Here is a 25681-nt window from a genome sequence, read left to right on the forward strand (position 1 = left end):
TGCGCAGAGATGGTAAGTCGCGGACATATCAGGGCGGTTGACCACACATCAGGCTACGCATGCGTCCGGAAGGTCGGTGTTGGGCACGTCCGGATCGGGCCCGGTAGGCTCACGCCCGACCAGCCCCCGGCAACGAGGATCCGCTTGATGTCAGCTGCACACATGCCCCCTCGCGACCGGTCCGGACGACCGCCCATGGGACGGGCGCTGCTCGCCTTCGCGGCCGTGTCGATCATCACCGCAGGCGCGGTCGTGTGGGCGGTGTCCGCCGTCGGGTCCAACCACCGCACCGCGGTGGCGGTGGGCGGCGTGGCGGTCGCGCTCGCGCTGGCCATCGCCGTCGCCGCCACCGTGTACGCGATCGGCACCGCGGACCTGTTGCGTGCCCGGATCGCCGAGATGGAGGGCGACGCGGCCCGGTGGAACGACGACAACCGGGACCGGATGACCGCCTACGAGGCCGAGGCGACCCGGCTCGCCGACGAGACGCTGCCCGCGCTGGTGGCGCTGCTGCGCGGCGGTGCGTCGGTGGACACCGCGCTCGCCGGCGTACCCGCCCCGCAACACGAGGCATTGCAGCGCACGTTGGCCGCCGTCGCCCGCGAGGTGGGACAGGGCGAGCGGATGCGCGCCGCGGCGATGTCCGCGTGTGCGAACGCCGCCGGCCGGGTGCAGGCGCTGTCCACCAGCATGCTCGCGGACCTGCGCGAGATGGAGGGCCGACACGGCGAGGAGGTGTTCGGCGACCTCCTGCGGCTGGACCACAGCACCGCCCAGGCGGGTCGGCTGGCGGACAGCATCGCGGTGCTCACCGGCGCGCGCTCGGGTCGCCGGTGGACCAAGCCGATCGTGATGGAGAGCATCCTGCGCGGCGCGGTCGGCCGGATCAGCGCCTACCAGCGGGTGCGGGTGCACTCGACCAGCGAGGCGGCGGTGGCCGGCTACGCGGCCGAGGGCGTCATGCACGCGCTCGCCGAACTGATGGACAACGCGACCAAGTTCTCGCCGCCCTCCGAGCAGGTGCACGTCTATGTCGAGGACGTGCCCGCGGGCATCGTGGTCACCGTCGAGGACGGCGGCCTGGTGATGGGCGAGTTCGCGCTGCGGCGGGCCGAACAGGCGGTCGCGGCGGAGTCGTTGGACCTGACCACGCTGTCCGGGACCCGACTTGGCCTGGCCGTGGTCGGCTGTCTGGCCCGCAAGCACGGGTTGACGGTGTCCTTCCGGCCCTCCTCGCGCGGCGGCACCGGCGTCGTGATGATGATTCCTCGGCAACTGGTCGGTGAGGCCCGCCCCGAGCCGCGCAAGCGGGCCGTACCCGGCGCACGTGCGGCCCAGGCGCGTCCCGTCGAGGCGAAGCCGGTCGAGCCGGCGCCGGCCGCCGCGGCACCCGCGGTCTTCGAATCGGTGGTCGAGCCGACCCCCGCGGCGTCCGAGCCGGCGCCCGCACCCACCCTCTCCGGGCTGGCCAAGCGCCGTCCCGGGCAGACCCTGGCCGCCGCGGCCAAGGCGGCGGAGCGGGCCGAGTCGCGCCCGGATCCCGCCCCGCGCGCGGCCAAGCCACGTCCCGCCCCCGGCGCCCGCTTCGGCGCGTTCCGCCAGGCGGTCCAGGGCGAACGGCCGGGTCGGGACGTGACGGCGTCCCCCGACGACAATTCCTGATCGCCCCATCGCCGGGTCGTACGCAACGAGAGAACGGAGGCGGGGGTCGGCCATCCGGACCGGATGTCCACCTCGGAAGCCCTATGAGCGCAACAGCACACGGCACCGACGCACAGCGGATCGGCACCCAGCGGCAGCCCGAGCGTGATCTCGACTGGCTGCTGGAGAACCTGATCGAGCGCACCCCGGGCACCCGGCACTCGCTGGTGTTGTCCAAGGACGGCCTCAAGTTGTGCCGCACCGCGGGCCTGACGGTGGACCAGGCGGACCAACTCGCGGCCATCGCGTCCGGCATCCAGAGCCTGTCGCACGGCGCCTCGATCGAGTTCGGCGACGGCAGCGGCGGCGTCCGACAGTCGATGACCGAGTTCCACGGCGGCATCCTGTTCATCGTCGAAGCCGGCGAGGGCGCCCACCTCGCGGTGATCGCGGACGACGACGCGGACGCCGGCGTGGTCGGCCACAACATGAACGAACTGGTCGAGCAGATCGGCGAGTACCTGAGCGCACCGGCCCGGCAGTTCGACGAAGGCGGCCGATCGGCATGATCCGGCGGCCAGTCGACAGCGGGGACCCGGACCGGCTGTACACGGTCACCAACGGTCGGACCCACGCGAACGAGGAAGCGTTCGACCTGGTCACGCTGATCGTCAGCGAGTGCGAACCGAGCCCGGGCATGCAGTCCGAGCACGTCCGGATCCTGCGGATGTGCGATCGCCCCACCGCCGTCGTGGAGATCGCCGCCGAACTGGGCCTGCCCGTGGGCGTGGTGAAGATCCTGCTGTGCGACCTGCTCGACACGGGGCGGATCACCGCGCGGCACCCGCGCACCTCCCCGCGCCGGGCGCAACTACCCGATACCGAGATCCTGAAGCAGGTGCTCGTTGGACTCCACAACCTCTGAGCTCGCCACGTCCGAGCCGGCCGTTCGTACCCCCCTGGCGAGCACCGCGCGTGACGGGCTCAAGATCGCCATCGTGGGCGGGTTCGGCGTCGGCAAGACGACGATGGTGCGCTCGGTGAGCGAGATACGTCCGCTCAACACCGAGGAGACGATGACCCGGGCGGGCGTGGGCATCGACGACGCGCGCAGCGCGGACGGCAAGACCACGACCACGGTCGCGTTCGACTTCGGTCGGATCTCGCTCAACGACGAGATGGTGCTCTACCTGTTCGGCGCCCCCGGCCAGGAACGCTTCTGGTTCCTGTGGGACCGGCTGTTCTCGGGCACGCTCGGCGCGGTCGTGCTGGTGGACCCCAGGCACCTGGAGGACTCCTGGTACGCGATCGACCGGCTGGAGCACCACGGCATGCCGTTCGTGCTCGCCCGCAACAACTTCGGTCCGCCCGAGCACACGCTGGAGCAGGTGCGCGACGCGCTGTCGCTGCCCGCGGAGATTCCGATGGTCGACTGCGACGCGCGCAGTCGGGAGTCCAGCAAGGCCGTGCTGATCGCGTTGGTGAACCACCTCTACACGTTGTCTGCCGCCCGGGAGCGCGCCCTGTGACCACGCCTTCGGACCTCAACGACCCGAACGCCCCCGCGCCGCCCGAGGGTTGCCCGGCGCACGCGGCCGGCGGGCCGCCGGCCGCGGCACACATCGACGCCTCGCACGCGAACGCCGCGCGGTTGTCCGGCCCGGGGCTGTGGCAGGACCCGCACGGCATGTACCGCAAGCTGCGGCAGGAGCACGGTGCGGTGGCGCCGATCCTGCTCGACGGCGACATTCCCGCGTGGTTCGTGCTCGGTTACCGCGAGGTGCACCATGTGACCGCGAACGACCAGCTGTTCGCCCGTGACTCGCGGCGCTGGCACGCGTGGGACCGGATCGCGCCGGACTGGCCGCTGATGCCGTTCGTCGGCTACCAACCGTCGGTGATGTTCACCGAGGGGCCCGAACACCGGCGCCGCTCCGGGGCGATCAGCGACGCGCTCGCGGCGGTGGACCAGTTCGAGCTGCGGGCCCAGGCGGAGCGGATCGCCGACCACCTGGTCGACGAGTTCGCCGGGGTGGGCGAGGCCGAGTTGATGGCCGACTACGCGCACCGGCTGCCCTCGCTCGTGGTGGCCGGGCTGTTCGGGCTGCCCGAGCAGGAGACCCCGGCGCTGGTGCAGGACCTGGCCGGTTCCCTGGACGGCGGCGAGGGCGCGGTCGAGGCGCACCTGCGGGTACGGGCCACGATGGCCCGGCTGCTGGAGCGCAAGCGGGAACGGCCGGGCGCCGACGTGCCCTCGCGACTGCTCGCGCACCCGGCCGGGTTGGCCGAGGAGGAACTGATCCAGGACATGCTCGTGGTGATGGCCGCCGCCCAGCAGCCCACCGCGAACTGGATCGGCAACACGCTGCGGCTGATGCTGACCGACGACCGCTTCGCGCTGACCCTGTTCGGCGGCCGGCGCAGCGTCGGTCAGGCGCTGAACGAGGTCTTGTGGGAGGACACGCCCACGCAGAACTTCATCGGCCGCTGGGCGGTGCGCGCGACGGTGCTCGGCGGCCAGAAGATCAAGGCCGGCGACCTGCTCGTGCTCGGCCTGTCGGCGGCCAACACCGACCCGCAGGTACGGCCGGACTCCTACGTCGGCGCCGCGGGCAACAACGCGCACATGTCCTTCAGCCACGGCGAGCACCGCTGCCCCTACCCGGCCCCCGAGTTGGCCGAGGTGATCGCGCGCGCCGCGATCGAGGTACTGCTCGACCGGCTGCCGGACGTCAACCTCTCGGTGCCCACCCGGGATCTGGTCTGGCGCGACTCGGTGTGGATGCGCGGGCTGGAGAACCTTCCGGTCGAGTTCACCCCCGCGTACGTGGGCTGATCCGGGCCGGTTCGGGCGGGCGGGGTGCCCGCCCGCCCCGAACCGGACTCAGGCCGCCGGCGTGAACGTCACCGGCAGCGCGACCGGGCCGCGGGTGAACACGCCCTTCTCCGCGGGGGCGAACCCCGGTGCGAAGGCCAGATCGGGCATGGCGTCGAGGAGTTGGTTGGTGCCGACCTCGACCTCGGCCACCGCGAGCAGGGCGCCGACGCAGAAGTGCCGGCCGAGCGCGAAGGACAGGTGGTCGGCCGCCGCGGAGAACGCCGTCTTGGCGGTCAGGTCCTCGCGGAAGATGTCGAACCGGTCGGGGTGCGCGTAGCGCCGGTCGTCGCGGTTGGCGGCGCCGATCAGGCACGTGAGCGTGCTTCCGGCGGGCACCACGCCGCCGCTGAGTTCGACGTCCTCGGCGGGCTGGCGCATGATCATGTGCACCGGCGGTGAAAAGCGCAGCGTCTCCGCGAAGGCCCGCGGGATCAGCGACCGGTCCGCGCGTACCGCGGCGAGTTGCTCGGGGTGTTCGAGCAGGTTCTTGAACAGGCTCGCGATCGCCTTATCCGTCGTTTCGCCGCCGGCGGCCAGGAGCAGGCTGCAGAACGCCTTGATGTCCTCGTCGCTCATCCGGGTGCCGTCGATCTCGGCCAGGCACAGCGTGGACAGCAGGTCGCTCCCCGGGTTCGCGCGCCGCTCGGCGATCAGCGGCAGCAGGTACGCGGCGAACTCCTCGCGCGTGCGCAGCCCGGCCGCGGCCACGTCGGGGTCCTGGCTCAGGTTGCCCAGGAACGCGATGACCGCCGTGTACCAGCCGCGGAAGCGCTCGTGGTCCGCCTGGTCCAGGCCGAGCATGTCGGCGATCACATCGACCGGGAAGCGCTGGGCGAACTCCGGCACGAGGTCCACCGAACCGCGCTCGCGGAAGGTGTCCACGAGCCGCCGGGCGTTGCGTTCGATCACCGGCATGAACGTTTCCTGGAGGGTGTTGCCGCGAAAGGCGGGCGCCACCAGCGCGCGCCGCACCGAGTGTTCGCGCCCGCTCATCTGCAGGATGGTCCGCCCGTGTACGGGCTCCAACTGCCAGTCGTAGTTGTCGGTGGTGAACACCGGTTCCTTGAAAGCCCGTTCCAGGTCCGCATAGCGCGAGATGATCCAACTCTGCATGCCTTCGTGCCACAACAACGGGTGTTCGTCACGCATGCTCCGGTAGAGCGGATACGGATCGGCCGCGAACTCGGGCGAAAGTATGTCTGGCACATCCAGGGCGGTCATCGAATCCCCTTGTCCCACAACGCAATCGAAGATCATCAACCAACCCGTCCAGGCTATGGACCGCGCCGGCCGGGGTCCACCCCTGTCCATGCGGTGCCGTATTCACCGAGACGAACAAATGTTCCCGTGGCGTTCCGGTCGTGGCGATGCCCCCGGATGTGTCCCGCCACACCGACGCGGTTGACCGATGCGTGGGCATGGGCAGTGGAATCTTGGATTCTGGAGGACCGGTTCCGCGATCCGACTACCCTGGTCCGGCAGACCATGGACAGGGCCGGAACGACGCGCGGCCTCCGGAGGAAGAGGAGTCGCACTCATGGGGCACTCGCTGCGATTCTCTCCGCAGATCCTGCGGCGCATCGGTGAAGAACTCGTCCAGCACCCGGACTACGGGGTCATGGAACTGGTCCGCAATGCATACGACGCGGATGCAAGGAACTGCCACATCCGCCTTGCCGACGCTGGCGAGCCAGGCGGCTGCCTCCGTGTGGTCGATGACGGCGACGGAATGACTGCCGAGGATCTGGCCTCGAGCTTCCTGTTGATCGGGAGTTCCGGCAAGACGCACGATGGTGCGCGGTACACGCGGTCGGGGCGGCGGAAGGTCGGGGAGAAAGGCTTGGGCCGAATCTCGGCGCTGCGCCTGGGGCACCGTGTGTCCGTCCGCACCAAGCCGTGTTCGGAACCCGGTGCCGAATACGCCCTGGACATCGACTGGGACCGCATCGACAAGGCCCAAGCAGTCGAGGACGTGCTTCACGAGGTACGGCGCACCGAAACGACAGAGGCGCCCGGCACTGAAATCGTTGTACATGACCTGCGTAAGGGATTCGCCGAAGCGCACGCGTCCCGTTTGGCGAGGGGACTGCTTCTGGTGAGCGGGCCGCCGACGCGTGCCACCACGTTCCGTATCACCTGTGACGCCCCGGGGTTCGCCGCTCTTGAGCGCGATGTGATGAGTCCCTGGGAGCAGTTCACCGAGGCGGTCGAGTTTCGCCTGGTCGCCGAGCTTGATGAGAACGGCCAGGCCAGGGCGGTACTCTACAACTGGCGTGGCGAGCCCGAGTATCAGGGCGATCACTCCGACGTGGGACGCGGTCGTACACAGGATGCACGCGGCAAGCCCCCTGTCCTTCAGTTCCAGGCGCCTGCAGCATTCCTGGAGGTTTGGACGTTCAACCTCAACCCTGGGGCGTCAGCCGAGCTTCGCCATGTGCAGCAGGACACCGAGGGACTGAAGTCCTGGTTGAAGCAAGTGGGCGGAATTCACCTGTTCCATCGGGGCCTTCGGGTGCAGCCGTATGGGGATCGCGGCGACGACTGGCTTGCCATCAACGTCCGAAGGGCGGGCAGTCCCGAGGGGCGTCCTTCGACAAACAACTCTTTTGGTGGAATCTGGGTCGAGGACCCTGGTGACGTCTTGCGGCCGAAGACGGATCGGAGCGGCTTCGTCGACGACGTTGCCTTCCTCGAACTACAGGCGTTTGCACGACATGCTTTGGACTGGGCGGCCGAGAAACGGCTCGACAGACGGGAGGCTCGCCGTGTCGGGAAGGTGCGCAAGACCCGGGACAAGGCCGAGGCGGCGGAAGAGGAGCTGAACCGAGTCCTCGAAGCGGCCTCCGACCGCGCTCCGACACTCTTCGACAACGAAGCCGCACCTTCCGACGTAGCTCGCATCAAGATCGCCGCTCGTGACTTGGTTGCGACCAAGCAGGAGGAGATCCAGGCGCTGCGCGAAGACCTACTTCTCTACCGGACTTTGGCGACGGTTGGCACCAGCACTGCGGTGTTCGCCCACGAGTCCATCAAGCCCGCGGCTCGCATCGTTACCCTCCTCAAGTCCGTGCGAACGCGGCTTCAGCGTGTGATCACCGGCGAAGACTACGAGGCCGGATTCGCGAACCCAATCGAGAGCTCGATCAGTAGCGCCGAAACCGTCAACACCTTTGCCCGCCTGCCATTGGACTTGCTGGCCAAGCGTAAGCGTCGTGCGGAGGATGTCGACGTCGATGTCGCCTGCCGGGAGACCGTGCAACTGTTCATGCCGTATCTGCGCCTGGGGCGGATCGATGTACAACTCGACTTGGATGCCCGGCAGTCCGCAGTGCGCACGACGGTTGCGGACGTCGAATCCATCGTGTCAAACCTGCTTGCCAATGCTGCGCACGCGTTCACTCGTGAGGATGAAAGTGATCGGGATCGGATCATCCGGATCAGCACTCGCCGAGAGGGCGCCGTCGTGGCACTGTCCGTACACGACAGCGGGCCCGGCATTCGAGGCCTGAAGGTCCACGAGATCTGGCAGCCCGGCCGAACCACGCGGGACAACGGGACCGGACTTGGTCTCACGATCGTTCGGGACATCGTCGCCGATCTCAATGGGAGCCATATAGCGGAAGAGACAGGGGAGTTGGGTGGAGCCAGTATCCTGATCGAGCTGCCTGCCACCGACGTGGTGGATACCGACACCTGACCGGGGGATCACATGGGTGTAGCCACACTCGACCCAGGGGCCCGGATCCTTGTTCTCGACGACGACGTCGAGGATGCCGAGGCTGCAGCCGGCACTTTGCGGGACGCCGACTTCAGAGCCGATTCGCTCAGTGACAACGCGGCCGGACTGAGTGTGGATTCCTTCTTGGCCGACGTCTGCGCGGGCTATGACGCCTTGGTCTGCGACCACGTGCTCAGCCGCGATCGGCGATTCGGATTCACCGGAGCGGAGTTGGTCAGTCGTGCAAACCAGCGCACAGACCGACCGTTACCGGCTGTGCTGCTTACGAGTCATCGCGGTACCGATCAGACCGGATCGATCAGTCGATGGTTGTCCGGCATCCCGGCCGTCGTCGACAAGCCGGAACTGACCGACGGCATCGTGCCGGCCCTCGACTACACCGTCCGCGAACTACGCGGAGACTTCAGCGAGGAGCGCCGCTGTTTCCTGACTCCGATCGAGGTGCTCGAAGTCTTCACCACCGGCGAAGTGAAGCGTGCCCGAGTCGTCGTGGTGGGTTGGCACATGCAGAAGAGCGTTTGGATGCCACTGGAGCCGGCCCTGGCAGCCACCGGCCTGAACGCTGCTCAGTTGGAGGGCCGTTGGCTGGAAGCGAAGGTCAATTGCAACGCGAAGCGTCCCGACGACCTCTACTACCGTGACATCACCATCGCTCCCGATCTGCCGGAGGACTGGTTCACCTCATGACTGGAGTTCGACCCCCATCTGCGATGCCCGGGACGAGTGGGCTGGGGATGAGGATCCTGGATGTCGGGCACGGCAACAGCGCGGTGATCTGGGATGGGACGACGTGTTCGGTCGTGGATGTGGCGCCGGGCGATCTGGTCAAGTCCGAGCTCCAGCGCCTGGGTTGCATTAGAATCGAGCACCTAGTCGTCTCACATTCCGACAGTGACCACGCTGGCGGGGCGGGCAACGTGATCGTGGATGATGCTCGGACCATCGGCACGGTCTGGTACAACGCGGACGGCGACAAGAACACGGCGGTCTGGGAGAGGCTTCACCGCGCGATTTACACACGCAAGCGCATGGGGGGTCTGGACGGCCACCAGGCCATCCATACCGAGATCGGTCAGGAACTGCACAACGGGCGGGCCTGGCTGGAAGTCGTACATCCGAGCATCGTCATGGCTGGCACCGGACCGACCAAACGCCATCGGACGTTGGGGCGCCTCACGGCCAACACAGTCTCGGTCGTGGTCAAGGTGCACTTGGACAAGGTTCCGGCCGTGCTCCTTGCCGCCGACATCGACGCCGTTGCGTTGCGGGCGCTTGAGGAGGTCGAGAGCGACTTGTCGGCACCCGTCCTGGTGTTTCCGCATCATGGAGGTCGTCCGGGTCACGCCGACCCGGCACGCTTCGCCGAACGAATGACGCAACTGGTCGCGCCGAAGGTGGTGGTCTTCTCCATTCTCAGCGGCGGGCGTACCAACAATCCGCATCCTGACGTGGTTGCAGCGGTACGCAAGGCCGCCCCGCATGCCCACATCGCCTGTACACAGGTGTCACGGCACTGCCACAGCCTCGCCGGACCCCTGCCCGACGACCACTTGGCTGCCGGGGAGGCAGCGGGTCGCAGCAAAGGCCGTTGTTGTGTCGGGAGTCTGACAGTGACCAAGACCGACGCGGGACTGGAGTTCGAACCCCTTCTGCCGGAACACGCGTTGTTCGTCTCGCAGCACGTGAACGCGCCGATGTGTCGGACGCCCGTCCTGCCGATGCCGCGCGTGGGTGACGCCCCGGGCTACTGACCTCGGACAGCCTGTATTGCCGACCGCGGTGTATCACGGCCCCTGGATGCTGCAGAATGCGATGCACGAAGATCGACGGCGTGAATGTTGCCGGATCGCACCTGGGGACAGGGGACTGAGGGTGGGGACCGCAAAGTACGCGGAGTTCGTGTTCGGGCTGTCGCAGCTCGTCGAAGACGCCGCGTCGGATCGCTGGTCACGTATCGAAGACGACGTGCACCATGCGCTCAACGGGCAGGCCGCATCCGAGGCACGTCGTCTGGTGCCTCGCGAAACGCGCCGTGCGATTGGATGCTTTTTCACCGCAGGACTGATTCGACGCGAATTCGACACTCTTATGCGGTCGGAACATGATGGACAGGAACTCTTTTGGGACCCCACGTGCGGCGCCGGTGACCTGTTGCTCTCTGCGGCCGGCGGGCTGCCGTTGGCCGAAAGCCCAGCGCTGACGGTGCACAGGTGGGCTTCCCGACTCAGAGGAACCGATCTGCATCAGCCGTTTATTGATGCTGCTCGGCTCCGTCTTCTGCTACTCGTTCTGTATCGGCATCGTGAACGTGGTCAGCTTGGGGGTCTGTCCGCGGCCCAAGTGGCGCGCGCGTTCCCTGGACTGACACAGGGCGACGGCTTGACTGAGCTGCGGATGGCAGCCGGGGCGCGCCCCGGACGGGCGGTCCACCTGCTGCTCAATCCTCCGTATGGGCCCGCTGCCGCACCCGCTGCCTGTTCTTGGTCAACTGGTAGGACGTCTTCGGCCGCACTGTTCACTGCGGCGGCGGTGGATGTGCTCGGCCGACGAGGACGGATGACTGCCGTACTCCCCGATGTGCTTCGCAGCGGCAGCAGATACCGAGCCTGGCGTGCCTACATCGACGAGCGCGTGTCTGTGGAAGGGATCCGTTCGAACGGGCAGTTCGATGACTACACGGACATCGATGTCTTCACGATGACGGCGGTTCGTCGTACTGGTGCGGTCGTGTCGCGTGATGCCGGATGGCAGACCGGTGCAGCGGGAGACGAGGGTACTGCGACCGTCGGCGATTCATTTACCGTGTCCGTCGGACCCGTCGTCGACAATCGTGACGTGCGAGAGGGTCCCCTGGTGCCGTATCTGACTGCACGCCAACTCCCTCCCTCGGATTCGATGGGAATGCCTGAGCGTACGCGTCGATTCAACGGGAAACTTCTAACGCCCCCGTTCGTGGTGGTACGCCGCACCTCTCGTCCAGGACAGGGCGTCGGCGGACGTCCGCGTGGCGCGGGAGTTCTGGTGTTGGGTGATCAACCGTTGGCTGTTGACAACCACTTGATCACATTGGTTCCGACGAAGCGGGTGGGCCGCGGGGTGCGCCAGTGTCGAGATCTGTTGCGCACGCTCGGCAGCCCGTCGACCGCCAAGTGGCTGGACGAGCGCATTCGTTGTCGGCATCTGACGGTCTCGGCGGCAAAGGCGATCCCATGGGCTGGATGACCGGTCCGCATGTTCTTGTCCCAAGGAGGAACCAGAGGCACAGCCTCGGCCGATTCCGAGGCGGAGAAGTACTGCTGGTTGTCGCTCACCTGCGACGGCGGCAGACGGCCGCTCGCTGGCTCATGCCACGCCCCCACAACGACGACAAAACGGCGATGGGGCCCTCGGTGAACCGAGGGCCCCATCGCCGTTTCGCAAGGTGCGCCGCCAGGGACTCGAACCCCGGACCCGCTGATTAAGAGTCAGCTCCATACGTATAGTTGGTGCCGAGTTCGGGGCCGCCGGACGCATCTTGCTCCGATATGGGCGGCAACAGACGCGGGAGAGCATCACACGTACGCGCGGCGTTCCCGAACCGCGGCTCCCACTACGCTCCCACCACCCGGAGCCGAAGGACAAGTGGTCTGCTGGCGGAAAGGTTGGGCGGCGCGCCCGGCTGTGGATGTGTGTCGCGATCAGTCGTCGCTGGCGCGGATGGGCACGCGGTGTTCGTTGCGCTCGTATGTGCGCCGGGTGTTCTTCTCGATCTTGGAAGCGACTCGTGGTCGAGGTCGAGCCCGGTCATCTGGGCGAGCGCGGCAAGGTAGAGGCAGACGTCGGCGAGTTCTTCTCCGAGGTCGGGGAGGTTCTTGCGCCATGCGGTGAACGCTTCGCCGACCTCAGCGGTAAGCAGCCCGAACTCGAGTGGCACGTCGGTGGTGTTGAAGCGTTTGAGCGTCTTGTTCCCCCGGGCCAGCTTCTGGGCGGTACGGCAGATGCTCCCGAAGCCTAGCGGGGCTGGAGTCCCGGATGCCTGAGCATGGGCGGAGTGTCATCCGGTCGACGGAAACGCCGAACCGCTGCATGAGTACTAAGTGGCTCTCTCGGAGCCGAGGTCACAGTCGCTGTGACCTGGGCTTTCTCGTTCTCCTTAGCTACGGCTCTCTCGTGCATGGTCGAGCCGAGTCGCAGGTCTCGTCGCGCGTGGCCGATGCGTTCCCATGGGTGCAGTGGCGGTGCACGAGCGGCTGAGACGGCGCCCACGCACGGCTGCTCTGGTGCCGCGCGCTGTTGTGGAGGACCGACAAAGACCGCCAGTTTCGAAACCCTCTCGCGCAACCCCAAGTGTCATGTGCAGCGATCGCAACCGTCTTGTATGACCATTCCGACAGCCCGCGCCGGAGTCGGCTCGGGCTGCTGCGCAGCGGCAGGCTGGGCCGCAGAAGCTCGCGGCTATTGCGGGGCTGGGTAGGCGGGCCATCCTGCATCCAGCTGTGGCGAACTGGACCGACGCGTTGCGGCAAGATGTGTCCCGGTGTCGTGAGTGCGATGCGGTGAGACGGTAGTGGCAACTGAGAGCGTGCAAAGACCAACAGCCAGGTGGCGTTCGGTCGGTGCGCCGCGGACAACGAGAAGGAGGCGCGGGTGGCACGGCTGACCCTGCCCCAGTTGGAACGGCATCTGTTCGCGGCGGCGGACATCTTGCGGGGCAAGATGGATGCCGCGCAGTACCAGGAGTACATCTTCGGGATGCTGTTCCTGAAGCGTGCGTCCGACCAGTTCGATGACGTACGCGGGCGGGTCATTGAGCAGCGGCTGCGCGCCGGCGACTCCCAGAGTCGAGCCGAGGCTGTCGCGGAGGCGAAGAGCTACTACGCGAGCAACGAGTTTTACGTGCCCGAGCGCGCACGCTGGTCCTACATCGCCGACCACGCGCGTGAGGCCAATCCGGGGGACCTGCTCAATAAAGCGCTTGGGGAGCTCGAGGAACACAATTCCCTCGCTCTCGGTGGAGTGCTGGACCACATCGACTTCACCCGCAAGGTCGGCAACTCCCCCTTGAGCGCCACCGCCGTTCGGGACTTGATCGATCACTTCGGGCGTTATCGCCTGCGTAACGAGGACTTTGAGTTCCCTGATCTCCTGGGACACGCATATGAGTATCTGATCGGCGAGTTCGCCGACGAGGGCGGCAAGAAAGGAGGGCAGTTCTACACTCCTCGCTCGGTGATTCGCATGATGGTCCGTCTCGTGGAGCCGCAGGAGGGCCACTCGGTTTATGACCCGTGCTGCGGTTCCGGCGGCATGCTCATCCTCGCCAAAGAGTACGTCGAAGAGCACGGGCACGACGCTTCGACGCTTGCCGTATACGGCCAAGAGGAGAACGGAAGCGCCTGGGCTATGGCTCGAATGAACATGCTGCTGCACGGTGTCACAGGCGAGGGTATCGAACACGGGGACACCCTCGCAGACCCGAAGCACGAGGACGCCCAGGGCGAACTTCTTCGGTTCGATCGTGTTCTTACCAACCCGCCGTTCGCTCAAAACTACAAGCGTAAGGGAATGTCTCACCCTGAGCGCATGGAATACGGCTGGGTCACGGAGTCAGGTAAGAAGGCCGACCTTATGTTTATCCAGCACGTACTCGCTGTGCTGGAGCCGGATGGCGTGGCGGCCTCCGTTATGCCCCATGGTGTGCTGTTCCGTATGGGTGAAGAAGCCAAGATCCGTGAGCGGATGATCGAGAATCGCCGCCTGGAGGCGGTGATTGGCGTTGGACCGAACATCTTCTACGGCACGGGCATCCCGGCCTGCATTCTGATACTTCGCGGCTCGAATGGACTGCCGACAGGAAAGCGGGACGGCGTGCTCTTCATTAATGCCGACCGTGAATTTTCTGCGGCGCGTGCCCAGAACATGGTTGATCCAGAGCACGATGAAAAGATCGTCACCGCGTTCCGAGAGCGGAGGCACATCGACAGGTTCGCTCGCGTTGTCTCAATCCAGGAATTGAAAGAGAACGACTACAACCTGAATATTCGCCGTTATGTTGACAACACGCCGACGCCCGATTCCCATGATCTTCGGGCTCATCTTCACGGAGGTGTTCCGAAGTCAGAGGTCTCGGCAAAGTCTGGATCCTTCGAGGCATACGGCGTAGATGTAGCTGCCCTTTTTGACATTCGAGATGCGGACTACCTCGATTTTCCTCAAGTTGGATACGAGGCGGTTTTGGCGGAAATCCCCGCTCTGGCACAGCCGTGCGAGAGCAGGCTTAACTTGGTATATGGCCAGTGGTGGGACGCGCACGTGGCGCACATTGTCGAACTAGGGATCAATCCCGCTCTTACCCCAGATAAGAGCGGCGAGCTGATGAGGACGCGTGAGGAACTTCTAACTACCTTCACACGGGACCTGCTGCCTGTGGGCCTGCTCAACCGCTTCCAACTCGCTGGCGTCATCGCAGCATGGTGGTTCGACGTGCAGTACGACCTAAAGAGCCTTGTTGGACATGGGTTCCAAGGGGTGATCCAACGCTGGGTCGCCAACATTGAGTCGGCGTTCGAGGAGCCGGAAGATGCCGACACGAAGACGCTTGCCAGACTGCGGGGTGACCAGCGCAAGGCCAGGCGGCACCGGATCGTGCCTGCGCTGATCCCCGAATATGTAGGACAACTCGAGAGTGCGGAATCACTCGTGGCTGAACTGGATGGCAAGATCAAGGCTGGCGTGCCCACGAAGACTCTAGGTGCCGAACCGGATGATGAGCCGGATGAAGTCCTCAGCGCAATCGAGTTGCGTAAACTTAGGGAAGTTTTGAAATCGGCCAAGGGTGAGGTGAGTCGACTCCGGGCGGTATTTGTCGAGGAATTGAAGAAGGCCACGGCAGTGCTCTCTGCCGAGGAGGCCCAGGCGACAGTCCTAAAATTCCTGGAAGATGATCTGCGGGCAAGAATGGATCGAATCGTGACGGCAGGACGCCAAGAATTGATCGCGGCGTATCAGCATTGGGGCAAGAAATATGCGGTGACTCTGTCTGCTTTGGAGCAGCAGCGCGATCGTGCAGCCGAGGAGTTGGACGCGGTCCTGAAGGAGCTGGGCTATGCGTGAAGGACAGGATATCGGGACGCGAGATGGGTGGGTTCGTCGCAGTCTGGGGGACATTGCTTCGCGAATTACCGTGCGAAACCTGAGCGACAACCGAAACGTTCTCACGATCTCAGCTAAGCATGGACTTGTGAGTCAACAAGAATTCTTTAACCGCCAAGTCGCCAGCTCGGACCTCTCTCAGTACTATCGCCTTGAGCGCGGGGACTTCGCGTATAACAAGAGCTATTCCGCAGGGTACCCTGCAGGCGTTGTCCGACGCTTGGAACGATATGAGGCTGGCGTGGTATCGCCTCTGTATATCTGTTTCCGAGTGAATGGCGAGGGCGCAGATCCTGGGTTTATTTCTCACTACTTCGAGTCCGGAATCATGAATGATTCGATCTTGCGCATCGCGAAGGAGGGTGCTCGGAACCACGGGCTTCTAAATGTAAAGGTCGACGACTTCTTCTCGCTTGAAATTAACCTCCCTGAGCCGGAGGAGCAACGCTGCATCGCGGAGGCCCTTGACGCGGTCGACCGGAGCATCCTTGATGCTGAAATGGTTGAGCTGAAGCAAAGACAGGCAACATCTGACCTGGTATCGGTGGCGCTGTCACGCATGCGACATGACTACGTCCAATTGCGCGACTGCGTGCGGCCAGGGATTCCTATTGGATACGGAATTGTGCAAGCCGGCCCGCATGTAGAAGATGGCGTCCCGTACATCAGGACTGGAGATATGTCTGGCGATATTATTGATCCTGATTCCCTACTTAAGACCTCGCCGGAGATTTCACAATCGTACGCACGTACCCGAGTAGTTGCTGGCGACTTGGTGGTGACTATTCGAGCAACCGTCGGAAAGGTGATGATGGTGACCCCAGAACTCGACGGTGTAAATCTTACCCGTGGTACTGCGAGGGTTGCACCGTCTGACGCTTTGGCTCCTGGGTATCTTCTGTGGGCACTCCGGAGCAAGCGAGCACAAGAGCAGTTTGCAGCTGCCGTGAAGGGGACGACATTTTCCGAGATTACCTTGGACCAGCTGCGTGATCTGACCGTCCCTATCGCCCGTGAGCGAACTGACCAAGAGATGTTGGTCCGCTTGATGGATGCCTCGACACGTCGTTCAGCTGTGGAGCAAGCCGTAATCTCGAAGCTCAGGAGCCTCAAGAGGTCTCTCGTGGATGATCTGCTCGCGGGTCGAGTCCGCGTGGATGTCGGAGCCGGACGGTAGCGTCGCTGCACTTGTGTGACCTGTGGGGGAGGAGAACATCGTGTCGGAGGCGGGCCTCGAGCACGTCCTTGTGCAGGAGCCGCTCATCGCACAGCTGGTCGCCATGGGCTGGCGGCACGTGCGGGGCAGTACGCCCGGTGCGGTGAGACCAACGAACCCGGCGGCGTCCCTCAGGAGCTCCTTCTCAGAGCCAGCGCTCGAGCAGGTCCTGCGGCGCAAGCTGCGGGAGCTGAACTTGGACGCCGACGGTAACGCGTGGCTGGACGATGCTCGTCTGTCCCATGTGGTGAACGCGCTGACGAGACTGCCGCCGACTACTCTCCTCGAAGCCAACACCTTGCTGACAGATCTCCTACTGAGCGGAACCACCGTCGAGGGGCTTGCCAGCTGGGATGCTGGCCGTGATCAGCGGGTGCAGTACATCGACTGGGTGCGCCCAGAGCGGAACGACTTCCTTGTCGTCTCGCAGTTCCGCATGGATGTGCCGGGCACCTCCGGTCAGAAATCGGTTGTCCCGGACTTAGTCTTGTTCGTGAATGGCATCCCGATGGTTGTCATTGAGTGCAAGAAGCCAGTCATGCATGGCGGCTCGGTCTCAAATGCGATCGACCAGCTGCGCCGTTACGCGAACCAGCGGGGAGAAGGAAGCCACGCCGAGGGCAGTGAACGGCTCTTCGGGACTGTCCAGCTCACGGTCGCGACTACTGGTGACAGAGCCATGCTCGGCACCTACACCTCACGCCCTGAGCACTACACCGTCTGGCGAGACCCGTACCCGCTGACCAAAGCGAATCTTGCAGTGGAGCTTGGCAAGGGGGAAGGGGCGCTGTGGGCGCAGGAGATCCTCGCTGCAGGCGTGCTGCGCCCGAGCCAGTTGCTGGACGTGGTGAAGAACTTCGTCGTCTTCATGGATGTTGCCTCTGACGACGGGGGCACCCGCAGGGTGAAGATCGCGCCCAGGTACCAGCAGTACCGTGCCGTAAGTCGTGCCGTTCGTCGTCTGCTCACCGGCAAGACCAAGCAAGAGGATGGCAAGGACGATCAGCGGGGCGGGATCATCTGGCACACCCAGGGATCCGGCAAGTCGCTGACCATGGTGTTCCTTGTGCGCAAGATGAGGTCGACGTCTGGGCTGAGCCAGTTCAAGATCGTACTTGTCACCGACCGCACTCAGCTGCAGAGGCAGCTGTCAAAGACGACAGAGCTCACCGGCGAAAAGCCTCATGTGGTGAAGCGCTCGGCTGGCGTGCCCGCAGCGTTGCGCAGGCAGGGCGCTGGTCTAGCGTTCGTGATGTTGCAGAAGCAGATTGACGCCGCCAAGGTGAAGCAAGCCGCCGCCGCGGACATCCTCACTCATGACCGTGCTGTTGGCTGGGGACAGCTCAACGACAGTGAGTCGTTGCTGATCCTCGTGGACGAGGCCCACCGGTCCCACGGTTCGAAGTTGCACCAAAATCTGATGGCGTCCCTCCCCAACGCTGTCCGGATCGGCTTCACCGGGACGCCGATCATCATGCGCGCGAAGAATCGCACCACGGGCATCTTTGGCACGTTCATCGATCAGTATCGACTCGCAGATGCCGAGGAAGACGGTGCGATCGTCCCGATAATCTACGAGGGGCGGATCGCAGAGGCCGCCATTACCGATGCTGAGGACCTCGATGATGCGTTCGCCACGTTCTTCCCTGAACTGACCGACGAGGAGTATGAGAAGCTTCAACAGCGGTACGCCACAACCAATGATGTGCTCAGCGCCGACAGCCTGATCCTGAAGAAGGCCCGGGACATGTTGGCACACTACGTCTCCAACGTGATGCCCAACGGCTTCAAAGGCCAAGTCGTCGCGCACTCCCGCAAGGTCGCAGTGCGCTACCGCGATGCGCTGCTCCAGGCCCGCGATGAACTGGTAGCCGAGGCTGAGAAATTGTCGTCGACAGTCCGGGACAAGCCTGCTGAACGGCTTACGGGCAAGCAGGCGATCGCAGTTGCGGCGTACCGGCAGTTGGAGCTGCTCAAGGCGATCGACTTCGTGCCAGTCATCTCCGGTGACAACAATGACGATGACGACACAGCTCAGTGGACTGACGAGAAGGGCCACGAGGACGTCGTCGAGAGGTTCCTCAAAGCGTTCCCTGACAGGTCGGCCAAGGGTGAGAAGCCCGTCGCTTTCCTGATCGTGCGGACCATGCTGCTGACCGGGTTTGATGCTCCGATCGAACAGGTGATGTACCTGGATCGTCGGATCAAGGAAGCGGACCTGTTGCAGGCCATTGCCAGGGTTAATCGCACCGCGCACGGCAAGACGGCTGGGTTCGTCGTGGACTACGCCGGCATCTCCCAGCACCTTCAGGCAGCCATGGACGCGTACGCGTCCGAAGACGCTGAAGGAGTGCCAACCGACTTCAGTGCTGAGATCGCCAGACTGGAGCCTCGACGCAATCGCCTGAGGATGCTGTTCATGGAGCGCGGAGTCACCCCGATCGGCGACAAGCAGGTCGTCGAGGAGTGCGTCCAGGTCCTCGTGGACGATGAACTGCGTAGCCGGTTTGACAGTGCCCTGCGTATGTTCCTCACTACCGTCGAGACCGTGATGCCACGGCGGGAAGCGAAGGACTATCTCGCCGACGCCCGCCTGTACTCGCTCATCAGCACGTGGGCACGTGCACGCTACCAAGACAGCGGTGACTTCGACGCCTCCCTTTACGGCGAGAAGGTCCGCGAACTGATCGATCAGCACATCACCGCTCTCGGTGTGAAACAGGTGATACCGCCTCGTCAGCTCACCGCCTCAGACTTCAGCGACAAGGTCGAAGCGTTGCGCGGCGCGAAGGCGCAGGCATCGACAATGGAACACGCCATCCGGCGCCACATCGAAGTTCACCTCGGAGAGGACCCGGCGGAATACACCAAGCTGCGTGAGCGGCTGGAGGAGGTCCTTCGGGACTACGCCGACCAGTGGGAGCAGCTGGTGCTCCTCTTCAAGGATTTGACGGGCAAGGTCATCGCTGTTCACGAAGGAACGAGCGATCACGGGGATATGAGGCTCGCGGCGTGGTCCCCGTTGGAGCGTGCGTTGTACGGCGAGATGGTGTCAGAGCTCGTCACCGATGGTGTCCTGACAGACGAGGTGCATGACCGTCTCATCGCTGCCGCGGACAGGATCGAAGACGAAGCGACGAAGCATGTGCGAAAGAAGAATTTTTGGTTCAATCCAGTTGCCCAGGGGGATCTGCGCGCGGCGGTGTTCCGCGTACTGATTGACCTTCATGCGGCAGAACCTTCGCATGTTGACCACCTCGCGGACAGTTTGTTGGACATCCTGGGCCACCACCGTCATTCACTTCAGAGGTCCGACTGACGTGGGAGCACTCACTGCAGCCGAGCGGCTGGGCCCAGTTCGCGCTGGCCCGCTGCAGGTCGGGCGCCTCGATATCGATGTCGTCGTGGTGCCGGATCGCCAGAGCATGCGATTGACGGTTGAGCGTGACGCACGCGTTACGGCGACTGTTCCGGCAGGGATCGATGTCGCGGAGTTGATCTCCGCTGTCAAAGGCCGACGGCGTTGGATCTACAACCAACTGGACGTACGTTCGGAGGACGCAGCCATCCGGCCGTTGAAGGAGTTCGTGACCGGTGAGGGGTTCCACTACTTGGGTCGCAGCTTCCGGTTGAAGCTGGTTGATGAGGCTCCGGTACCGGTGAGCCTCGTACGCGGGCGATTCTTGATGCGCCGGGACCGCCTTGACCGCGCCGAAGACGAACTCATCGCCTGGTATTGTAAACGTGGTCGCGCCTGGCTCCCCGCTCGAGCTAAACCATGGATACAGCGAATGCGGGCGCCAGTGCAGGACATTTCTGTGCGGCGACTTGGATACCGATGGGGGTCGTGCCACCACGACGGCAGAGTGAACCTTCATTGGGCAGTGATGCAACTGCCAGCGAGTTTGATCGATTACGTCCTGGTACACGAACTCGCCCACCTGCACAGGAGCGATCATTCCAAGGAGTTCTGGGCCGTGGTCGCTCGTGCCATGCCGAACTACGTAGCTCGGCGCAGCGAGCTCGACAAGCTGGGCGCGACACTCTGGCTTCCTTGAAGTGGCAGGAGTGTTCGAGTCGCCGGTGAACCCGGCTCTACTGTCGGGACTTTTGCACTCCCAGAGCGCGCTGGGTGCCTGCCTGTTCGTCGTGGAAAGGTGGCTTAGTACTCCAGCAGCGGTTTGGCGTTTCCGCAGGTCAGAGCCGCTTTCTGCGTCCTGCTTCTAAGGCTTGTCCCGCAATTGATCTTGGGGCGTGTGGATCGGGGTTCTTCGCCGGGTCAGCCGGCGAGGGTGAGGTTGTGCAGGCGGGCGATGCCGAGCATGGCGTGGTGGACTCCGGCGCCTTTGAGTCGGCAGTCGCGGAGGATCTTCCAGGTCTTCATGCGGGCGAAGACGTGTTCGACGCGGGCGCGGACACGGCGGTGGGAAGCGTTGTGGTCGTGTTTCCGGTCGGGGAGTTCGTCTTGGCCTCGTTCGCGTCGGTGGGGCACCAAGACGCCGGTGCCGCGGTAGCCGCCGTCGCCGAGTGGGTGTTGGTCGAGCCGAATCTGCCTCTGGGTAAGCGGGTAATCCCTGAGCCGCGACGGCAGTTCAACGCGGTGGTGAGGCGATCCCCAGCGGCAGCGCGTGGCCCGTGGCGGGACGTGATCCCAGCTCGTGGCCGCAGCACCGCGTCGACCTTCCACGCGTTCTGGCCCGCCGAATTGTGCTGTGCCGACGCCCGCGAAGACGCCGTGCGGCGTGGTGCGGCAACGAGAACGAATGTCGCAGGGCGCAGCGCCGGAGCCTCTCGGCGCGCGTCGCCGCTGGCGGAGCGCGAGGCCAGGAAGACTCCTTCGGCCAGTTCGGGCAGCGTGGGCGGGTCTTGGTCGGCGAATGGACGTAGCGGGACCCGGATGTTTAGCCTGCGGCACGTCGTCCATCGCGTGCTGCGCGGCACCTCCGACATCCCTGCTGCGGGGTCGTCTCCGTCACCAGTGACGCCGGCGCGCGCGGTCCCGACGCCGCCACGCCCTCTTGGTCCCCAGCCCCCGACCAACTAGAGCCCCGGGCTCCTCGACAGCGAACCCGCAGGTCAGGGGCAGATCTGCCACCTGCTTGCCACTTGCTCGCCGGTGGCGGGCCGGTGGCGAAGCCGCGCCGTACTTCTGCCTCGCTTGCCGTGTGCGGGTCGTCTTGTTGAGGGCCGTTGCGTCCGGCGCGTGGAAGGTCGTTGCGTGTGCGGCGGTGTGCCGATCGCGGTCGGCGGTCGGCTGGTGAGTGAGATGCCGTGTGTCACAGGTTGATGCCGTCTTCGTGTGCGGCTGTCGTTTTGGGCGTGCGGATCCTCCGTAAGGGGTGAGGAGTTCTTCACGGACGGAGGCGACGATGCCGGCGATACGGATGGGTGGACGGTCGTTCGGACGGTGGGGTGGACGTCCTCATCGTCCGGGGGTGTGCGCGGCGGCGCTGCTGGTCAGCGCGCGATCGGGCGGACGATGGTGTTACGTACTGATTGGAGTAGTTGTCCCTGCCCACCCCAATCTGCGGGGCGAGGGGCGGGGCGTGCAGGCGCGGTCTGTGTCTCTGGCGGTGTGCCATGTCGGGTGACGAGGTCTCCTGGCGTCGTATCCAGGCCGTTGCTGCGCAGTTGACTGATTGCGACCGTCTGATCCTCCGGACGCTGTCCACGCACCGTGTGTTGACGACGCATCAGATCACAGAGCTGGCCTTTGATAGCGGCATCACGGCGCGGCATCGGATGCAGAAGCTCGTCAAGGTGGGCGTGGTCGACAGCTTCCGTCCGCGTGTGGACCGTGGTTCGCGTCCGCTGCACTTCGTGTTGACCGCGACCGGTGCGACGACGGTCGCGGTCGACACCGGTGAGGACGTGCGTCTGGCAGTGCGGCGCGCGCGGCGTGACCGCGCGTTGGGTGTGGCGTCGACGTCGCGGTTGGGGCATCTGCTCGGGGTCAACGGCTTTCACACCGGGCTCGTCGCGGAGGCCCGCGCCTCGCGCGGTGAGGCTGAGGTTGTGCGGTGGCTGACCGCGCGCCAGCTGCGGCCTGACGGCGACCAGTACGTCCGCGTGCGGCCGGACGCAGTGGGAATCTGGCGCGAAGGCGACGACGAGTACGCGTTCGCGCTGGAGTTCGACACGGGCAGCGAGCGGCTGGCGCGCTTGGCCGAGAAGGTCGACGGCTACGCGGGCCTGTTCAACCGGACGAGCGACGACGCATTGCTGTTTCCCGAGTGGTTCGGTGAGCTACTGGCGTTGGTGCTCTTCTGCTTCACCCGCCTGGGCCGGGAGCAGAACGCGCGGGCCGCCTTCCGCCGCGCGGGCGGTGACGTTCCGCTCGCGACGGGTGCCTGGGACGGCGAAGGTTCGCCGGCTCGCGCGTTGTGGCTGCCAGTGACGGGCGAGGCACCGTACCGGTGGCGACTGGCGGGGCTTGGCGCGTACGGCTGGCGGCAGGCCGTGTGGCAGTCGACGCAGGCCCGGCGCGGTTGGTGGCAGCGCGGGGGAGAGTGATGCCCCGGCAACCCGACGATGCCGTCGCAGGCCCGGCGGGCTGGGGTCGGGGCGTGTCAGACGTCGCTGCGCCCGCCCTGGTGCGCGCCCGTGCGGCCGTGTTGGGGTGCGTCGCGCCCTGGTCGGCGGCGGGTGGGGTGTGGGGCAGGGCGGCGGTGTTGGGGGCGTGTCGCGGGCGCTGTCGGCGCCCGCGCCCTCCCGGTCAAAGTGGTTGCGAAAATCCTTTAGTTGTCCGGGAGTTCAGGGTGTTTCTCGGCGTGGCTCGTAGGCGGTTCTGCGTCAGTCGCAGCGCGTGCCGAAATCTGTGCTCTCGGCGGTGTCGTTTTGGGGCGGCAGATCCTCCGTACTGGTTGCCGGGGCTTGACCCGGGGCGGGTGCAGAGCGATCGATCGTCGTCGGCACCAGGGGATCCCGCCCGTCCGGGTGGTCCGCTGGCGCTAATGAGCCCATGAATCCGCCCATACGGATGAGGAGTTGGTTTCCCGTGTCCGGTACGACGTTCAAGCGCTGCGGCTGCAAAGCCCCGCTGCTCCATCCCGACGGCAGCCCCGTGCGGGATGCCGATGGTCGTGTCAAGCGTCGTGAGTTGGGGGCGTCGTGTCCGAAGCTGCGCCGGAGGTCCGGGAGTTGGTCGCCGACGCACGGCACGTGGTGGTGGCTGTTCCAGGTTCCGACCCCGGCGGGGGTGAAGCGGCGGCATCTGAGGCAGGGCGGGTACGCGTCGGAGACGAAGGCCGCGGAGGTGATGGATGCGGTAGTGCGGTTGCTGGCGCTCACCGATCAGGCCGACGACCCGGTCGCGACGCGGTTGCGGATCGCGGATCTGGTGCAGGCGGCGATCCGGGCGAAGGAGCCGTTGCCGGACTACGACGAGACCCGGCGTCGCCTGCGGTCGACGCGGCCGGTGGACGAGATCGTGACGGTGGAGCAGTGGCTGCGCGAGTGGTTCGCGGGGAAGAAAGATCTGCGGCCGACGACGCGGCGCTCGTACGAATCCCATCTGCGGCTGTACCTGATCCCGCACCTGGGATGCGTCCGTCTAGGCCGGCTGCGGGTCGCGCACCTGCACGCGATGTTCACGGCGATCGAGGACCGCAACGAGGAGATCGCGGCGAACAACGCGCAACGGCGGGCCTTGCAGCACGCAGCGCGGGCCGCGTGGCACGCGCGCGATCTCGATGCCGCGCGGACGGCCCGGGCGCGGTTGGCGGAGTTGCCGCCGTTCGCGCGGCCGGTGGATGCCGGGTCGCGGCAGCGGATCCGCGCGACCTTGCGGTCCGCGTTGACGGATGCTGCGGCGCAGGAGCTCGTGACCGTGAACGTGGCCAAGCTCGTGTCGGGGTCGAAGCCGCGGCCGTTGATCTGGACGCGGGAGCGTGTCGCGGTGTGGCGGAGGACGGGTGAGGTGCCGTCGGCGGTGATGGTGTGGACGGCGGAGCAGACGATGCGGTTCCTCGCGCGTGCCGCGAAGGCCAAGGTCTGTACGCGCTGTTCCACCTCGTGGCGGTCACGGGGTTGCGGCGCGGGGAGGTGGTCGGGTTGCGCTGGGCGGACCTGGATCTCGGGTACCAGGTCGCCGGGCGGATGGGAGTTGGCACGCTGCACGTCGGGGAGCAGATCGTGCAACTCGGGTGGGACACTGCCACCGGGAAGCCGAAGTCCGATGCGGGGGAGCGCAATGTTGCGCTGGCGGCGGACTCGGTGCACTTGTTGCGGGTGCACCGGCAACGGCAGAAGACCCGGCAGGTCGCGGCCGGGAAGGAGTGGACCGACACCCGGCTACGTGTTCACCGACGACAGCGGCTCGCCGCTGCACCCGGCCGCGGTCACGGACTTGTTCCAGCGGTTGACCCGGGAGGAGGAGCTGCCGCCGATCCGGTTGCACGACCTGCGGCACGGCGCCGCCACCCACGCGCTGACCGCGGGAGTCGATGTGAAGGTGGTCCAGGACATGCTCGGGCACTCGTCTTCGACGCTGACGCGGGAGACGTACACGTCGGTCGCCGACGAGGCCAAGCACGCTGCGGCGGACGCGATCTCCGCGTTCCTCAGCGCCGCATACACGACGCGCAAGCAGCCACGGCCGTTGCTGAAACTCGACCTGCCGAAGGCTGCGGAGCTGTATGGAGCGAAGGCGGACTCGCCGTACGTGCGGCGGATCAACCTCGACCCGCGCGTCGAACCGGACGCCGGGACCGGATGGGAGCTCGCCGCCGAACGCGACCGCCCCGGCACTTGGCACGTACTCCACGACGGTGACGTTGTCGGCGCGATCGAACGGCACACCACGGTGACCGGCCCCATACCCGAGGCTGGCAAGCAACACGCCGCGGACTTGTGGTCAAGCTCGGCGCGAACGCCAAGGGGCTGTACCGCTCCCGTGACCTTGCTGCCGCGGCGATCATCCACCTGGAGATCGCGACCCCCGACAACGTCCGTGCGCTGCGACCGGCGTGAGAGCCTTCGCACCGCCGCGGGGGGGGGGGGGGGGGGCCGGCCCCCCCCCGCGGGGGGGTCAAGGGGGGGGGGGGCCCCACCCCCCCGGCCGCCCCCCAACCCACAA

General features: G+C 65.7%; 18 protein-coding genes and 1 tRNA gene. 16 read left to right on the forward strand and 3 right to left on the reverse strand.

Annotated elements, in window-relative coordinates; genetic code table 11:
• The first annotated feature begins 147 nt into the window (after nucleotides 1-147).
• The 5 genes from ACIBM5_RS03785 (at nucleotide 148) to ACIBM5_RS03805 (ending at nucleotide 4477) form a co-directional block, all read left to right on the forward strand.
• The gene (locus tag ACIBM5_RS03785; RefSeq protein WP_396005191.1) at nucleotides 148-1662 is read left to right on the forward strand and encodes a sensor histidine kinase; all 1515 of its coding nucleotides are present in this window, start codon (nucleotides 148-150) and stop codon (nucleotides 1660-1662) included.
• Nucleotides 1663-1745: 83 nt separating this feature from the next.
• The gene (locus tag ACIBM5_RS03790; RefSeq protein ID WP_391583016.1) at nucleotides 1746-2210 is read left to right on the forward strand and encodes a roadblock/LC7 domain-containing protein; all 465 of its coding nucleotides are present in this window, start codon (nucleotides 1746-1748) and stop codon (nucleotides 2208-2210) included.
• Nucleotides 2207-2566, forward strand: a complete 360-nt coding sequence (locus ACIBM5_RS03795; RefSeq protein ID WP_391583015.1) for a DUF742 domain-containing protein — start codon at nucleotides 2207-2209, stop codon at nucleotides 2564-2566. The genes ACIBM5_RS03790 and ACIBM5_RS03795 overlap by 4 nt, the downstream gene beginning before the upstream one ends.
• Entirely contained in the window at nucleotides 2547-3170 is a 624-nt protein-coding gene (locus ACIBM5_RS03800; RefSeq protein ID WP_391583014.1) for an ATP/GTP-binding protein, read from the forward strand. Before ACIBM5_RS03795 ends, ACIBM5_RS03800 begins: the two co-directional genes overlap by 20 nt.
• Nucleotides 3167-4477 (forward strand): cytochrome P450, encoded by a 1311-nt coding sequence (locus ACIBM5_RS03805; RefSeq protein ID WP_391583013.1) that lies wholly within the window; start codon nucleotides 3167-3169, stop codon nucleotides 4475-4477. The genes ACIBM5_RS03800 and ACIBM5_RS03805 overlap by 4 nt, the downstream gene beginning before the upstream one ends.
• 48 nt (nucleotides 4478-4525) lie before the next feature.
• Here the strand turns inward: ACIBM5_RS03805 and ACIBM5_RS03810 are convergent, their stop codons facing one another.
• Nucleotides 4526-5740 carry a cytochrome P450 gene (locus tag ACIBM5_RS03810; protein WP_391583012.1) on the reverse strand — a complete coding sequence of 405 codons (1215 nt, stop codon included), beginning with the start codon at nucleotides 5738-5740 and terminating at the stop codon, nucleotides 4526-4528.
• Nucleotides 5741-6056: 316 nt separating this feature from the next.
• Here ACIBM5_RS03810 and ACIBM5_RS03815 point away from each other — a divergent pair, with 316 nt between their 5' ends.
• From ACIBM5_RS03815 to ACIBM5_RS03830, 4 genes are all read left to right on the forward strand, one after another.
• The gene (locus ACIBM5_RS03815) at nucleotides 6057-8216 is read left to right on the forward strand and encodes an ATP-binding protein (RefSeq protein ID WP_396005192.1); all 2160 of its coding nucleotides are present in this window, start codon (nucleotides 6057-6059) and stop codon (nucleotides 8214-8216) included.
• Nucleotides 8217-8228: 12 nt separating this feature from the next.
• Nucleotides 8229-8945 carry a response regulator gene (locus ACIBM5_RS03820; RefSeq protein WP_396005193.1) on the forward strand — a complete coding sequence of 239 codons (717 nt, stop codon included), beginning with the start codon at nucleotides 8229-8231 and terminating at the stop codon, nucleotides 8943-8945.
• Nucleotides 8946-8992: 47 nt separating this feature from the next.
• Nucleotides 8993-10009, forward strand: a complete 1017-nt coding sequence (locus ACIBM5_RS03825; protein ID WP_396005194.1) for a ComEC/Rec2 family competence protein — start codon at nucleotides 8993-8995, stop codon at nucleotides 10007-10009.
• A 121-nt stretch (nucleotides 10010-10130) separates the two neighbouring features.
• On the forward strand, nucleotides 10131-11480 hold the full coding sequence (locus tag ACIBM5_RS03830) for a hypothetical protein (protein WP_396005195.1): 1350 nt from the start codon (nucleotides 10131-10133) through the stop codon (nucleotides 11478-11480).
• A gap of 200 nt (nucleotides 11481-11680) precedes the next feature.
• Here ACIBM5_RS03830 and ACIBM5_RS03835 read toward each other — a convergent pair.
• A tRNA-Lys gene (locus ACIBM5_RS03835) sits at nucleotides 11681-11762 on the reverse strand.
• 259 nt (nucleotides 11763-12021) lie between these two features.
• On the opposite strand from ACIBM5_RS03835, the gene ACIBM5_RS03840 reads away from it, so the two are divergent.
• From ACIBM5_RS03840 to ACIBM5_RS03860, 5 genes are all read left to right on the forward strand, one after another.
• A complete protein-coding gene (locus ACIBM5_RS03840; RefSeq protein ID WP_396005196.1) occupies nucleotides 12022-12252 on the forward strand; it encodes a hypothetical protein in 231 nt (76 codons plus the stop codon).
• Nucleotides 12253-12884: 632 nt separating this feature from the next.
• Nucleotides 12885-15350 (forward strand): N-6 DNA methylase, encoded by a 2466-nt coding sequence (locus tag ACIBM5_RS03845; protein WP_396005198.1) that lies wholly within the window; start codon nucleotides 12885-12887, stop codon nucleotides 15348-15350.
• Nucleotides 15343-16566, forward strand: coding sequence for a restriction endonuclease subunit S (locus ACIBM5_RS03850; RefSeq protein ID WP_396005199.1), 1224 nt, complete (start codon nucleotides 15343-15345; stop codon nucleotides 16564-16566). Before ACIBM5_RS03845 ends, ACIBM5_RS03850 begins: the two co-directional genes overlap by 8 nt.
• Before the next feature lie 40 nt (nucleotides 16567-16606).
• Nucleotides 16607-19924: a type I restriction endonuclease subunit R gene (locus ACIBM5_RS03855; RefSeq protein WP_396005201.1), complete on the forward strand. Its 3318-nt coding sequence runs from the start codon at nucleotides 16607-16609 to the stop codon at nucleotides 19922-19924.
• A gap of 1 nt (nucleotide 19925) precedes the next feature.
• Nucleotides 19926-20663, forward strand: a complete 738-nt coding sequence (locus ACIBM5_RS03860) for a M48 family metallopeptidase (protein WP_396005202.1) — start codon at nucleotides 19926-19928, stop codon at nucleotides 20661-20663.
• A gap of 221 nt (nucleotides 20664-20884) precedes the next feature.
• On the opposite strand, the gene ACIBM5_RS03865 is transcribed toward ACIBM5_RS03860, so the two are convergent.
• On the reverse strand, nucleotides 20885-21529 hold the full coding sequence (locus tag ACIBM5_RS03865; RefSeq protein ID WP_396005203.1) for a transposase: 645 nt from the start codon (nucleotides 21527-21529) through the stop codon (nucleotides 20885-20887).
• 656 nt (nucleotides 21530-22185) lie between these two features.
• On the opposite strand from ACIBM5_RS03865, the gene ACIBM5_RS03870 reads away from it, so the two are divergent.
• Both ACIBM5_RS03870 and ACIBM5_RS03875 read left to right on the forward strand, forming a co-directional pair.
• Nucleotides 22186-23118, forward strand: a complete 933-nt coding sequence (locus ACIBM5_RS03870; RefSeq protein WP_396005204.1) for a replication-relaxation family protein — start codon at nucleotides 22186-22188, stop codon at nucleotides 23116-23118.
• Nucleotides 23119-23602: 484 nt separating this feature from the next.
• Nucleotides 23603-25681: tyrosine-type recombinase/integrase (locus ACIBM5_RS03875; protein ID WP_396005205.1), on the forward strand; the 2079-nt coding region annotated here is incomplete at its 3' end.

The sequence above is a fragment of the Embleya sp. NPDC050493 genome (assembly GCF_044458105.1).
Lineage (GTDB): Bacteria > Actinomycetota > Actinomycetes > Streptomycetales > Streptomycetaceae > Embleya.

Bases quoted from the DNA above. Each gene is read 5' to 3' on its own strand.
- ACIBM5_RS03785 (WP_396005191.1), top strand. From the start codon at position 148: ATGTCAGCTGCACACATGCCCCCTCGCGACCGGTCCGGACGACCGCCC.
- ACIBM5_RS03790 (WP_391583016.1), top strand. From the start codon at position 1,746: ATGAGCGCAACAGCACACGGCACCGACGCACAGCGGATCGGCACCCAG.
- ACIBM5_RS03795 (WP_391583015.1), top strand. From the start codon at position 2,207: ATGATCCGGCGGCCAGTCGACAGCGGGGACCCGGACCGGCTGTACACG.
- ACIBM5_RS03810 (WP_391583012.1), bottom strand. From the start codon at position 5,740: ATGACCGCCCTGGATGTGCCAGACATACTTTCGCCCGAGTTCGCGGCC.
- ACIBM5_RS03815 (WP_396005192.1), top strand. From the start codon at position 6,057: ATGGGGCACTCGCTGCGATTCTCTCCGCAGATCCTGCGGCGCATCGGT.
- ACIBM5_RS03820 (WP_396005193.1), top strand. From the start codon at position 8,229: ATGGGTGTAGCCACACTCGACCCAGGGGCCCGGATCCTTGTTCTCGAC.
- ACIBM5_RS03825 (WP_396005194.1), top strand. From the start codon at position 8,993: ATGAGGATCCTGGATGTCGGGCACGGCAACAGCGCGGTGATCTGGGAT.
- ACIBM5_RS03850 (WP_396005199.1), top strand. From the start codon at position 15,343: ATGCGTGAAGGACAGGATATCGGGACGCGAGATGGGTGGGTTCGTCGC.
- ACIBM5_RS03865 (WP_396005203.1), bottom strand. From the start codon at position 21,529: ATGGACGACGTGCCGCAGGCTAAACATCCGGGTCCCGCTACGTCCATT.
- ACIBM5_RS03870 (WP_396005204.1), top strand. From the start codon at position 22,186: ATGTCGGGTGACGAGGTCTCCTGGCGTCGTATCCAGGCCGTTGCTGCG.